At 74.2% G+C, this 12,906-nt stretch carries 8 protein-coding genes; 5 read left to right on the plus strand and 3 right to left on the minus strand.

Annotated features, from left to right (window positions below; translation table 11 throughout):
* Positions 1-14 precede the first annotated feature (14 nt).
* From ACH443_RS18090 to ACH443_RS18110, 5 genes are all read left to right on the plus strand, one after another.
* A complete protein-coding gene (locus ACH443_RS18090; RefSeq protein WP_429766947.1) occupies positions 15-1,082 on the plus strand; it encodes an ABC transporter permease in 1,068 nt (355 codons plus the stop codon).
* Complete coding sequence (locus ACH443_RS18095; protein WP_430591082.1) at positions 1,079-2,014, plus strand: ABC transporter ATP-binding protein; 936 nt, start codon at positions 1,079-1,081, stop codon at positions 2,012-2,014. The genes ACH443_RS18090 and ACH443_RS18095 overlap by 4 nt, the downstream gene beginning before the upstream one ends.
* Complete coding sequence (locus ACH443_RS18100) at positions 2,011-2,937, plus strand: ABC transporter ATP-binding protein (RefSeq protein ID WP_430591083.1); 927 nt, start codon at positions 2,011-2,013, stop codon at positions 2,935-2,937. Before ACH443_RS18095 ends, ACH443_RS18100 begins: the two co-directional genes overlap by 4 nt.
* Positions 2,934-4,973, plus strand: coding sequence for a beta-galactosidase (locus tag ACH443_RS18105; protein ID WP_430591084.1), 2,040 nt, complete (start codon positions 2,934-2,936; stop codon positions 4,971-4,973). The genes ACH443_RS18100 and ACH443_RS18105 overlap by 4 nt, the downstream gene beginning before the upstream one ends.
* A 65-nt stretch (positions 4,974-5,038) precedes the next feature.
* Positions 5,039-7,600 carry a glycoside hydrolase family 2 protein gene (locus ACH443_RS18110; protein WP_430591085.1) on the plus strand — a complete coding sequence of 854 codons (2,562 nt, stop codon included), beginning with the start codon at positions 5,039-5,041 and terminating at the stop codon, positions 7,598-7,600.
* Here ACH443_RS18110 and ACH443_RS18115 read toward each other — a convergent pair.
* From ACH443_RS18115 to ACH443_RS18125, 3 genes are read right to left on the minus strand one after another with little or no spacing between them, the layout of a single operon-like run.
* Positions 7,584-8,978, minus strand: coding sequence for an aminoglycoside phosphotransferase (locus ACH443_RS18115; RefSeq protein ID WP_430556993.1), 1,395 nt, complete (start codon positions 8,976-8,978; stop codon positions 7,584-7,586). The genes ACH443_RS18110 and ACH443_RS18115 overlap by 17 nt on opposite strands.
* A complete protein-coding gene (gene treS / locus ACH443_RS18120) occupies positions 8,975-10,771 on the minus strand; it encodes a maltose alpha-D-glucosyltransferase (protein WP_430591086.1) in 1,797 nt (598 codons plus the stop codon). Before treS ends, ACH443_RS18115 begins: the two co-directional genes overlap by 4 nt.
* Before the next feature lie 38 nt (positions 10,772-10,809).
* Positions 10,810-12,873 (minus strand): alpha-1,4-glucan--maltose-1-phosphate maltosyltransferase, encoded by a 2,064-nt coding sequence (locus ACH443_RS18125; protein WP_430591087.1) that lies wholly within the window; start codon positions 12,871-12,873, stop codon positions 10,810-10,812.
* Positions 12,874-12,906: the final 33 nt, after the last annotated feature.

Consider the following 12,906-nt stretch of genomic DNA (forward strand, 5'->3'; position numbering starts at 1 on the left):
GAGGAGGCACCGTCATGACGAACCTGAGTCCTGCGAACGAACCGTCCCTCGTGGACGAGGCCGAGGCCGAGGAGGTGGCGCGCGACCGCGCCGGCGGCGCGCCGCGCTCGGGCTGGCGCATGCTCCTGCCCACGATGACGCCCTGGCTGGCCGTCGGCCTGGTGCTGGTCGGCGTCATCACGCTCTTCGGCATCTTCGGCCCGTACCTGGTCGGCGACCCTCGGCAGATCCGCGACATCGGGCTGACCCCGCCGTCGGCCGACTTCCTGCTCGGCACCACGCAGACCGGCCAGGACGTGCTCGCCCAGCTGGCGTACGCGACCCGCGGCTCGCTGCAGATCGGCCTGCTGGTCGGCGTGCTGGCCACCGCCCTGTCCGCGTTCTTCGGCATCTACGGCGCCTACCGCGGCGGCTTCGCCGACGAGGCGTTCTCGCTGCTCTCGAACGTCTTCCTGGTGATCCCCGGGCTGCCCCTCGTGATCGTCATCTCCGGCTTCGTGCCGCGCGAGAGCCGTGGCCTGTGGACCATCGCCGTCGTGCTGGCGGTGACGAGCTGGGCCGCGTCGGCGCGGGTGCTGAGAGCCCAGACCCTGTCCGTGCGCAACCGTGACTACGTCGCGGCGTCGAAGGTCTCGGGCGAGAAGCCGTGGCGCGTCATCGTCGTCGAGATCCTGCCGAACCTCCTGCCGGTGATCGCGTCGCAGTTCGTCTTCGCGGTCATCGCGGCGATCCTCGGCGAGGCCGGCCTGTCGTTCATCGGCCTCGGGGCGTCGAACTCCGCGACGCTCGGCACGATGCTCTTCTACGCGCAGAACGGCTTCGCCCTCTCCCTCGGGGCCTGGTGGTGGTTCGTGCCGCCGGGCCTGGTGATCGCGCTGTTCGGCATGGGCCTGTCGCTCATCAACTTCTCGATCGACGAGATCATCAACCCCAAGCTCAAGAACCTGCGCCAGCACCGCAGGCGGGCCCGCAAGGCCGCCCGCCTCGAGCGCGAGCTGGCCCGCGCGCACCGCCGGTCGCGCCCGCAGGAGCCGGACGCGGTCCGCGAGGCGGACGGCGCGAAGGAGGTGTCCGCGCGATGACGACGACCCTGGTGCAGGACGAAGGGACCGCCGCCCGCGGCGGTCGGACGGAACCGGTCCTCACGGTCTCGGACCTCACGGTGGTCTACGAGGTGGAGCAGCCGGTCACGGCGGTGAAGGACGCGAGCCTCACGCTGCACCGCGGGGAGATCCTCGGCCTCGCCGGCGAGTCCGGCTGCGGCAAGACGACGCTCGCCTACGCGGTCAACCGGCTGCACCGGCCCCCGGCGCGGATCGCGTCCGGGAGCATCACCTTCCACGACCGCGGCGGCGCGGACGTCGACGTGCTCGCCCTGGAGGACTCCGCGCTGCGCGCGTTCCGCTGGGACAAGCTGTCGATGGTCTTCCAGGGCGCGATGAACGCCCTCAACCCGGTGACCACCGTGCGCGCACAGCTGCGGGACACGCTGCTGGCCCACCGGCCGGGCACGCCGCGGGCCGAGGTGCGCCGCCGGTCGGAGGAGGTGCTGACCCGCGTCGGCGTGGACCCGCGGCGCCTCGGGTCGTACGCGCACGAGCTGTCCGGCGGCATGCGCCAGCGCGTCATGATCGCGATGGCGATGCTGCTGGAGCCCCAGATCATGATCATGGACGAGCCGACGACGGCGCTCGACGTCGTCGTGCAGCGCGACATCCTGCGCGAGATCGTGCGGCTGCGCGACGAGCTCGACTTCGCGGTCGTGTTCATCACCCACGACCTGCCCCTGCTGCTCGAGATCAGCGACCGCATCGCGGTCATGCTGGCGGGCGAGATCGTCGAGCTCGACACCGCCCAGCGGCTGTACCGCGAGGCGCGCCACCCGTACACCCGCAAGCTCCTCGGCTCGTTCCCGAGCCTGTCGGGGGAGCGGGGCGGCTTCATCCGCAGCGGCGTCGACGACTTCGCCGACGCCGGCACACCCGTGCAGAACGGTCAGGAGGACCGAGCATGACCCGCGTCCACGTGTCCGACCTGGTCAAGGACTACTCGATCCGCACGGGGCTGCGCCGGTCGCGGCTGCGCGCCGTCGACCACGTGAGCCTCGACCTGGTCCCCGGGCGCACCGTGGCCCTGGTGGGGGAGTCGGGCTCCGGCAAGTCGACCATCGCGAAGATCCTCACGCGCATGGAGAAGCCGACGTCGGGGACGGTCGACGTGCGCCTCGACGACGACACCCCGGTCCAGGGTTCGCTGTACCGGCGCCAGGTGCAGATGGTCTTCCAGGACCCGTTCGCGTCGCTCAACCCGTTCCACTCGATCGAGCACCACGTCGCCCGACCGCTGCGGATCCACCAGCGCACCCGCACGGCGCAGGAGACGCACGAGCGGGTGGTCGAGATGCTCGAACGGGTCAACCTCACGCCCGCCGAGGACATCGCCCCGCGCCGGCCCCACGAGCTGTCCGGCGGCCAGCGGCAGCGCGTCGCGATCGCCCGTGCGCTCGCCCCGGGCGCCCAGGTGCTCATCGCCGACGAGCCCGTGTCGATGCTCGACGTGTCGATCCGGCTCGGCGTCCTCAACCTGCTCGGCCGCCTACAGCGCGAGGACCGCCTCGCCGTCCTGTACATCACGCACGACCTGGCGACCGCCCGGCACTTCTCCGACGAGATCGTCGTGCTGTACCGGGGGCGGGTCGTGGAGCGGGGGCCCGCGGACGCGGTGATCCTCGACCCGCACCACGACTACACCAAGCTCCTCGCGACGGCGGCCCCGGACCCCGAGCGCGTCGACCGCGTGAGCCTCACCCAGGAGGGCACGGACCGCGGCGCCATCGACAACAGCGTCTGCTACGACCACTTCGCGGGCGAGTGGCAGGAGGCCGGCGTGCCCGCGGCGCGGGCGCGGGGCGGGGCGGCCGCCCGGAGCACGTCGTGACGTCCGCGCCCACCACGGCCGGGACGCGCTGGCCGACCGACGGCCTGTCCTACGGCGGCGACTACAACCCCGAGCAGTGGCCGCGGGAGGTGTGGGACGAGGACGTGCGTCTCATGCGCGAGGTGGGCGTCAACATCGTGACCCTCGGCGTCTTCGCCTGGGGGACCGTGGAGACCGCCGACGGCGTGCGGGACTGGTCGTGGCTGGACGACGCGATCGAGCTGCTGCACGCCCACGGGATCGCCGTGGACCTGGCCACCCCCACCGCGGCGCCGCCGAGCTGGCTCCTCACCGCGCACCCCGGCATCGCCCCGGTGCTCGCCGACGGGTACCGCGAGCCCGCCGGGGGACGCAACGCGTGGTGCCCGGAGTCGGCGGTCTACCGCCGGTACGCGCTGCGCCACGTCGAGGCCCTCGCCCGCCGCTACGGGAACCACCCGGCCGTGCGCCTGTGGCACGTGGGGAACGAGCTCGGCGGCGGCAACGCCCGCTGCTACTGCGACGACTCCGCGGCGGGGTTCCGCCGGTGGCTGCGCGACAGGCACGGCAGCCTCGAGGGGGTCGACGCCGCGTGGGGCACCGCCCAGTGGGGGCACCGGTACGGCGAGTGGGACGAGATCATGCCGCCGCGCGGCCGGCACGGCGCCCCCAACCCCGGGCTCTACCTCGACTACGAGCGCTACTCGTCGGACGCGCTGCTGGCGCACTACCTGGCGGAGAAGGAGGTCCTCGAGCGGCACTCCGCCGTGCCCGTCACGACCAACCTCATGGTCGGCGCCGGCGCCCAGGTGGTCGACTACGCGTCGTGGGCGCCGCACACGGCCGTCGTCGCCAACGACCACTACACGCTGGTCGGCGACCTCCCGACGGGCGACCGCGAGCACGACCTCGCCTTCGCCGCCGACCGGGTGCGCGGGATGTCCCCGGGGCGGCCGTGGCTGCTGATGGAGAGCTCGACCGGAGCCCCGAGCTGGCAGCGCCGCAACCGCGCCAAGGACCCCGGGGAGAGCGTGCGGCACTCGCTCGGTCACGTGGCCCGGGGGTCGGACGGCGCGATGTTCTTCCAGTGGCGCGCCTCGCGCGCCGGCGCCGAGCAGTTCCACTCGGCGATGCTCCCGCACAGCGGCACCCGGTCGCGGGTGTGGCAGGAGGTCGTCGAGCTGGGCGGCCACCTGCGCTCGCTGGCGGAGGTCGCCGGGACGGCCGTCGAGGCCGCCCGGGCCGCGATGGTGGTCGACGACCCCGCCGGGTGGGCCCTCCAGCACGGCCTCATGCCGCACCGCGAGCTGTCCTACGGCCGGGAGCTGCGGGCCTGGCACCGGGCCCTGTGGGACCGGCAGGTGCTGTGCGACGTCGTGCCGCCCGGTGCGCCGCTCGACGGCTACGACCTCGTCGTCGTGCCGACGCTCCTGGTCGTCGACGACGACACGGCCGCGCGGCTCGCCGCCGTCCCCGCGCGGGGCGGCACCCTGCTGGTGACCTACCTGTCCGGCGTCTGCGACGACGACGGCCAGGTCCGCACCGGCGGCTTCCCGGCCGCGTTCGCCGACGTGCTCGGCGCCTGGAGCGACGAGCTCTACCCCCTCCAGGAGGGGCAGGCCGTCCGGCTGGACGACGGCGGCGAGGCGACCGAGTGGACCGAGCGGGTCCACCTGGACGGGGCCGAGGCCGTGGTCCGGTACGCCTCGAGTTCGCTCGCGGGCGGGCCGGCGGTGACCCGGCGCGAGATCGGCGACGGCGCCGCCTGGTACGTCTCGGCGGCGCTCGGCGCGGACGGCGTGGGGCGGCTCGTCGACCGGCTCCTCGCGGACGGCGGCGTGCCGCGCGTCCTCGACGCGGCGCCCGGGCTCGAGGCGGTGCGCCGCCGGGGTGACGACCGCTCCTACCTCTTCCTCCTCAACCACACCGGCGACGAGCAGAAGGTCGCCGCCGCCGGACACGACCTGCTGTCCGGGGCGGAGGTCGGGCCGCTGACCACCGTGCCCGCCGGCGGCGCGCGCGTCCTGCGCGAGCCGCGCCGTCCGGCGTCCGTCTGAGCCACCTGCGACCCTGACCGGGTCGGCACCCAGCGAACTCCCTGCGAACCACGAAGGACTCCGCCATGACGCACCTCCCCACGACCTTCCGCGCCCTGCACCAGGGGTGGAGCCTGACCGCCGCGGAGCTCGCGGCCGACGCGCCCGACGGCGTGGCGCCGGCGCTCGCGGACGGGATCCCTGCCGTGGTGCCCGGCGAGGCGCACCTCGACCTCCACCGCGAAGGGCTGGTCGACGAGCCCTTCGACGGCGACAACGAGGCGGCGCAGCAGTGGATCGGCGACACGGCGTGGCGGTACGCGACGACGTTCGCGTGGCGGCCGGGCGACGCGGCGCGGCACGACGTCGTCGCGCTCGGCCTCGACACCGTGGCGACGGTGGAGCTCAACGGGGTGGAGCTCGGGCGGACCGAGAACATGTTCCGGTCCTTCCGCTGGGACGCCCGCGACGCGCTGCGCGAGGGCGACAACTCCCTCGTCGTCACGTTCGCCGCGCCCGTGCCCGAGGCGCTGGCCCGGGCCGAGCGCGACGGGGTGCTGCCGTCGACCAACCATCACGAGTACAACCAGCTGCGGAAGATGGCCTGCTCGTTCGGCTGGGACTGGGGGATCGACGTCGCCGGTGCCGGCATCTGGAAGCCGATCGGCCTCGACTCCTGGTCCGGGGTACGCATCGCCGCGGTGCGGCCGCTGGTCGACGTCGTGGCGGGGCCCGACGGCGCGCACGACGGCGTCCTGGTCGCGCACGTCGAGATCGAGCGCGACGGCGAGGCGGCCGACGGCGAGGTCCCGCTGCGCGTGACCCTCACCGGGCCGGACGGCGAGCGGCTCGTGGCCACGGGCAGCGTGCCCGCGGGGCAGGCGCAGGGCGCGGTGACCGTCGAGGTGCCCGGCGTGCGCCGGTGGTGGCCGGTCGGCCACGGGGACCAGCCGCTGTACGACGTCGAGGTCACGGCCGACGGCGCCCGCTGGGCGGGGCGCGTCGGGTTCCGCACGGTGGAGCTGGACACCACGCCCGACGAGGCCGGCGCGCCGTTCCTGCTCAAGGTCAACGGCGAGACGGTGCTCGTTCGTGGGGCGAACTGGATCCCCGACCACGCGTTCCTCACGGAGATCGACCGCGACCGGTACGCGCGCCGGGTCGACGACGCCCTCGAGGCGAACATCAACCTGCTCCGGGTGTGGGGCGGCGGCATCTACGAGTCCGACGACCTGTACGACCTCGCCGACGAGAGCGGCCTGCTCGTGTGGCAGGACTTCCCGTTCGCCTGCGCCGCGTACAGCGAGGACGAGCCGATGCGCGCCGAGGTGGAGGCCGAGGCCCGCGAGAACGTCACGCGGCTCAGCCCGCACCCGTCGCTCGTCATCTGGAACGGCAACAACGAGAACACGTGGGGCTCGGTCGACTGGGGCTGGGCCGGCCGGCTGGGCGGCCGCCCGTGGGGCGACCTGTACTACCGCGAGCTGCTGCCGGGCGTGCTCGCCGAGCTGGACCCCACGCGCCCGTACTCGCCGGCGAGCCCGTACTCGTTCGGCGACTACCGCCACCCGAACGACGAGCGCTACGGCACCATGCATATCTGGGACGTGTGGAACCGGGAGGACTACTCCGTGTACGCCCGCTACCGGCCGCGGTTCCTGTCGGAGTTCGGCTTCCAGGGCCCGCCCGCCTGGTCGACGCTCACGCGCGTGGTCCACGACGAGCCGCTCGACCCGTTCGGGCACCAGATGCTCGTGCACCAGAAGGCGCACCTGGGCAACGCCAAGCTCGAGCGCGGCTGGCAGGGGCACCTGCCCGACCCGGCGACGATCGAGGACTGGCACTGGACGACGCAGCTCAACCAGGCGCACGCCGTGCGCTTCGGCATCGAGCACGTACGGTCGCTGACGCCCCACAACACCGGCGCCATCGTGTGGCAGCTCAACGACAACTGGCCCGTGGTGTCGTGGGCGGCGGTCGACCACGACGAGCACCGCAAGCCGCTGTGGCACGCCCTGCGCGCCGCGTACGCGCCGCGGCTGGCCACCTTCCAGCCGCGCGCGTCGGACGAGGCGAGGGCCGCCGCGTGGGAGGGGCTGGAGCCGGCGCCCGACACCGTCGCGCTCGTCGTCGTCAACGACACCGGCGAGCGTCTGGCCGGGACCTGGACGGTCACGCGCGAGGCGCTGGACGGGTCCGTCCTGGCCAAGGCGACCGTCGACGTCGACGCGCCCGCCCGCGGCGCGGCGACGGTGACCGTGCCCACCGAGGTCGCCACGTTCGACGACGTGGCCGCCGAGGTGCTCGTGGCGACGGCCGACGACCCCGAGTCAGGCGTGGCGGCCGCGCTGCGGTACGGGGCCGAGGTCGTGGACCAGCGGCTCGACCCGAGCCCGGTGCGGATCGAGGCGTCACCCGTCCCCGGGGGCTGCGAGCTGCGGCTGACCGCGACCTCGCTCGCCCGCGACATCTTCTGCCCGGTCGACGTGGTGGACCCGGAGGCGCGCGTCGACGCCGGGCTCGTCACGCTGCGTGCGGGCCAGAGCGTGACGCTCCGGATCACCTCGCCCGGGGGCGACCCGGAGGCGTTCGCCGCCGCGGTGCGCACGGCGAACGACCTGCTCGGCGGGGTCAGCGCGGCCGGGTGAGCACGCGGTCGACGGCCGACAGGGGGATGTGCACCCACGTCGGCCGTTGCCGCGTCTCGTAGACCACCTCGTAGAGCGCCTTGTCCAGCACGAGGGCGGCGAGGACGGCGTCGGCGGTGGGCGGGTCGAGCTCGGGCGGCCGGCGGGTGGTGAGCCCGCTGACGGCCGCGGACGTGTCGGCGGACCGTCGGTAGCGGGCGAGGAAGGCGTGCACGGACTCCGCCTCCCACCACGGGTCGGGCGCTCCGCCGACGGCGGCCGCGTACGCGAACGAGCGGACCATCCCCGCGACGTCGCGCAGGGGGAGGTCGGGAGCCGTGCGCTCGGCGGCGGGCCGCTGCGGCTCGCCCTCGAAGTCGAGCAGCTTCCACCCGGTCTCGCCGTGCAGCGCCTGGCCGAGGTGCAGGTCGCCGTGCACGGTCTGCAGGCGCAGCCGGGGCAGGCGGCCCTGCAGGTCGTCGAGCAGCGCGTCGATCGCGGGGGCCCGGGCCGCCAGCCCGGGCGCCTCGGCGACGGCGAGCGCCGCCCGGTCGCGCAGGCCCCCGACGAACGTCGCCGGGTCGAGGAGCGGGCCGGGCGGCATCGCCTGGCGCAGCACCGCGTGCAGCTCCGCCACGACGCGCCCGAGGTCGGCCGCGAGGTGCGCGAACGACTCGCTGCGGCCGGCGTGCTCGCAGGCGAGCTCGAACCCGTCGCGGGCCCGCGGCACCAGCTCGCTGAGGACGGCCAGGGCGGTGGTCGTGCCGGGCGCGGTGGCCACCTGGAGGGCGCCGAGGAAGCGCGGCACGCCGTCCCAGCCGGCGCGGGTCAGGGCGCGCGGGACGACGACGTCGGGGTGCGGCCCGGGCGTCACGGTACGCAGGATCTTGAGCATCCCGCCGGTGCCGTCCGGCGACGGCACGCCCGGCAGCAGGACGCTCGTGTTCGACTGCTCGCCCGCCACGACCTGGCCGCCCGCGACGAGCGCCTCGCCCGGCACGCCGTCGCCGACGCCGGCCGCCCGCAGCAGGGCGAGCCAGCAGGCGGGGTGCGCGCCGCCGTCGTGCACGGCGACGTCGCCCGCGGCGGTGCGGACCTCGGCGACGAACCCGGGGCCGCGCGCGGCGGGGTCCGTGAGCACCAGCGGCACCTGCGCGACGACCTCGCCCCCTGGCACGCCCGCGCCGCGCAGGCGCACGAGGAGGACGACGACGTCGGCGCCGTCGGGCCCGCCGCCCGGGTCGCCGTCGTCGAACGTGACCGCGAGCCACGGCTCGACGTGCACCGTGGCGGCGCTCGCGCCGCCCGCGGGGAACCACCGCCGGCCGGGCAGCCAGGCGGCGAGCAGCTCCCCGACGCTCGGGTCGGGGACGCCCGCGGCCGGCCGCACCGCGGTCATGCCGGCTCGCCTCCGGTCGACGGCGCGGAGGTGTCGCCGGCGCCGGGCCCCGGCGGGGTCAGCAGCAGCCAGTAGAAGTCGCGCGACCCCCACGTCATCGTCACGGTGCCGTCCGCGCCGACGTCGGGGAAGCGGGCGCCGCCGAACAGGTCGGTGAGCGACCAGCCCGCCCGCCCGGGCAGCCGCACGACGGACGACCGCGCCGTCGCGGACAGGTTGGCCGCCACGAGCAGCGTCTCGTCCGCCGAGGTGCGGGTGAACGCGATCACGGCGTCGTCGTCGGCCTCCAGGGGCGCGAACGCCCCCGTGCCGAACGCGGGGTGCAACCGCCGCACGGCGAGCATGCCGTGCACCCAGTGCAGCAGCGAGGACGGCTGCGCGAGCTGGGCCTCGACGTTGACGTGCTGGTAGTGGTGCACCAGCGACTGCACGAGCGGCAGGTAGAGCTGGCCGGGGTCGGCGGTGGAGAAGCCGGAGTTGCGGTCGGGCGTCCACTGCATGGGTGTGCGCACCGCATCCCGGTCGGGCAGCCAGATGTTGTCGCCCATGCCGATCTCGTCGCCGTAGTACAGGCACGGGCTGCCCGGCAGGCTGAGCAGCAGCGCGTGGGCGAGCTCCACCTCCTTGCGGGAGTTGTCGAGCAGCGGGGCGAGGCGGCGGCGGATGCCGATGTTAGCGCGCATGCGCGGGTCGGGCGCGAACCACCCGTACATCGCCGCGCGCTCCTCGGTGGAGACCATCTCGAGGGTGAGCTCGTCGTGGTTGCGCAGGAACGTCGACCACTGCCCGCCCGGCGCGGGGACGTCCGGGGTGTCGGCGAGGATGTCGAGCAGGGGCCGGGCGCGCTGGTCGCGCATCGCGTAGTAGACGCGAGGCATCACGGGGAAGTGGAAGCACATGTGGCACTCCGGCTCGTCCGCCGTGCCGAAGTAGTCCACCACGTCCTGCGGCCACTGGTTCGCCTCGGCCAGCATGATGCGGCCCGGGAACTCGTCGTCGATCATGCGGCGCACCCGGCGGAGGAACGCGTGCGTCTCCGGCAGGTTCTCGCAGTTGGTGCCCTCGGCCTCGAACAGGTACGGGACGGCGTCGAGGCGGAAGCCGTCCACGCCGACCCCGAGCCAGAACCGCGCCACGTCGAGCATCGCGTCCACCACGCGGGGGTTCTCGAAGTTGAGGTCGGGCTGGTGGTGGAAGAACCGGTGCCAGAAGTACTGCCGCCGCACCGGGTCGAACGTCCAGTTCGACGTCTCCGTGTCCACGAAGATGATGCGCGCGTCCTCGTAGCGCGTGTCGTCGTCGGACCACACGTAGAAGTCGCCGTACGGGCCCTCCGGGTCGGACCGCGACGCCTGGAACCACGGGTGCTGGTCGCTGGTGTGGTTCATCACGAGGTCCACCACCACGCGGATGCCGCGCGCGTGCGCCGCCTCGATGAGCTCGGTGAAGTCCCCGATGGTGCCGTACTGGCTCGCGATCGACGTGTAGTCGGCGATGTCGTAGCCGCCGTCCCGCAGCGGCGACGGGTAGAACGGAGGCAGCCACAGGCAGTCCACGCCCAGCCACTGCAGGTAGTCCAGCCGTTCCGTGACCCCCCGCAGGTCGCCCGTGCCCGCGCCGCCGGTGTCCGAGAAGGCCCGCACGATGACCTCGTAGAACACGGCCGTGCGGTACCACTCCGGGTCCTCGGACAGGCCGGGCTTGTCCAGGGGCGGCGGTGCGGGCTGCGGCCGCGTGGGCAGCGCCTGCACCGGCACCTGGCGCGTGACGGGGCGGGGCACCTGGGGCGTCATCGGGGCCCTCTCATGCGCGCCCGCTCATGTCGGCACCGTCATGCCAGCCCGATCGTCAGGACGTGCGCCACCTGCTCGCGCGGGTCGAGCCGGACGTACGGGTGGGCGCCCCACGGGTAGGTGGCGCCCGACAGCTCGTCGTGGGCGACGAAGAACGGCTGGTCCTCGACCCCGTCCGGCCGCGTGAGCCCGAGCGCCTCCAGGTCGAGGAACAGCGTGGCCTCCTGCGTCGTCCACGGGTCGAGGTTGACCACGACCAGCACGACGTCGTCCTGCGTGGCGCCCGGCCGGCCCGCGCCGGGCAGGTGCTCGGCGCGCACCCGCCGCGAGAACGCGACGACCTGGTCGTTCGTCGTCGGGTGCACCGTGAGGTCGCGCAGCTGCTGCAGGGCCGGGTGGGCCCGCCGGATCTCGTTGAGGCGGCGCAGCAGCGTGGAGACGCCGACGACGTCGGCCTGCGACCAGTCGCGCGGCTTGTACTCGTACTTCTCGTTGTCGATCTGCTCCTCGACGCCCGGGCGCGGCACGTTCTCCACCAGCTCGTACCCCGAGTAGACGCCCCACGTGGGGCTGCCGAGGGCCGCCAGCACGGCGCGGACGGCGAAGCCCGCCACCCCGCCGTGCTGCAGGTACGGGGGCAGGATGTCGTGCGTCGTGGGCCAGAACGACGGGCGGAGCACGGAGCCCTGCGGCCCCGAGACCTCCTGCAGGTACTCCTCGACCTCCTCCTTGGTGTTGCGCCAGGTGAAGTACGTGTACGACTGGTGGAAGCCGATCCGCGCCAGCGTCTGCATCATCGCCGGCCGGGTGAACGCCTCGGACAGGAAGATCACCTCGGGGTGCGCCGCGTGCACCCGCGCGAGCAGCCACTCCCAGAAGTCCAACGGCTTGGTGTGCGGGTTGTCGACGCGGAACGCCGTCACCCCGCGACCGATCCACAGCTCGACGATCCGCAGGATCTCCGCCGAGAGGCCCTGGGGGTCGCGGTCGAAGTTCAGCGGGTAGATGTCCTGGTACTTCTTCGGCGGGTTCTCGGCGTACGCGATGGTGCCGTCCGCGCGCACCGAGAACCACTCCGGGTGCTCCGTGACCCACGGGTGGTCGGGGGAGCACTGCAGGGCCAGGTCGAGCGCGACCTCGAGGCCTTCCTTGCGGGCGGCGGCGGTGAACGCCCGGAAGTCCTTCTCGGTGCCCAGCTCCGGGTGGATCGCGTCGTGCCCGCCGTCCGGCGAGCCGATCGCGTACGGGCTGCCGGGGTCGCCCGGCTGCGGGTCCAGGGTGTTGTTGCGACCCTTGCGGAACGTCGTGCCGATGGGGTGCACGGGCGTGAGGTAGACGACGTCGAACCCCATCGCCGCGATCGCGGGCAGCCGCTTCGCCGCCGTGGCGAACGTGCCCGAGCGCCAGGTGCCGTCCTTGCGGCGTTTCGCGCCCTCCGAGCGGGGGAACATCTCGTACCAGCTCGCGGCCAGCGCCAGCGGGCGGCTCACGCGCAGCGGGTAGGCGGCGCTCGCGGTCACCAGGTCGCGCAGCGGCGCGCGGCGCAGCGCGTCCTTCACCGCGGCCGTCATCGCCATCGCGAGCCGGGCCTCGGGCGGGCGGGTCGTGTCGGCCAGCTCGCGGGCCGCGGCCTCCAGCACGGCGGCGTCATCGGCGGAGCGGGCCGCCTGCAGCTCCGGAGCGACGATGCGCTCGAACAGCAGCCGCCCCTCCGCGAGCACCAGGTCGACGTCCTGCCCGGCGTCGAACTTGATCACCGCGTCGTGGGACCACGTGCCGTACGGGTCGGACCACGCCTCGACGCGGAACGACCAGTCACCCTCCGCGTCGGGCTGCAGGAAGCCGCGGAACCGGTCCAACCCCGGCGCGACGTCGGCCATCGGCGCGGTGGAGTGCACCGTGCCGTCCGGCGCGAGCAGGACGGCAGTGGCCCCGACGGCGTCGTGCCCCTCCCGGAACACCGTGGCCTCGACGGGCACCACCTCGCCGATCGCCGCCTTCGCCGGCCAGCGCCCTCCCTCGACGACGGGGGAGAGCTGCAGGACGGGGATCCGTCCGATGGGCACGTGCGGCGTGGGCTGCGGAGACGTCACGGCCTCCACGCTAGCCAGACGGTCAGCCCGGCGCGCGCCCAG

It is taken from the genome of Isoptericola sp. NPDC019571 (genome assembly GCF_044389385.1).
Taxonomy (GTDB): domain Bacteria; phylum Actinomycetota; class Actinomycetes; order Actinomycetales; family Cellulomonadaceae; genus Isoptericola; species Isoptericola nanjingensis.

Bases quoted from the DNA above. Each gene is read 5' to 3' on its own strand.
- ACH443_RS18090 (WP_429766947.1), top strand. From the start codon at position 15: ATGACGAACCTGAGTCCTGCGAACGAACCGTCCCTCGTGGACGAGGCC.
- ACH443_RS18095 (WP_430591082.1), top strand. From the start codon at position 1,079: ATGACGACGACCCTGGTGCAGGACGAAGGGACCGCCGCCCGCGGCGGT.
- ACH443_RS18100 (WP_430591083.1), top strand. From the start codon at position 2,011: ATGACCCGCGTCCACGTGTCCGACCTGGTCAAGGACTACTCGATCCGC.
- ACH443_RS18110 (WP_430591085.1), top strand. From the start codon at position 5,039: ATGACGCACCTCCCCACGACCTTCCGCGCCCTGCACCAGGGGTGGAGC.
- ACH443_RS18115 (WP_430556993.1), bottom strand. From the start codon at position 8,978: ATGACCGCGGTGCGGCCGGCCGCGGGCGTCCCCGACCCGAGCGTCGGG.
- treS (WP_430591086.1), bottom strand. From the start codon at position 10,771: ATGACGCCCCAGGTGCCCCGCCCCGTCACGCGCCAGGTGCCGGTGCAG.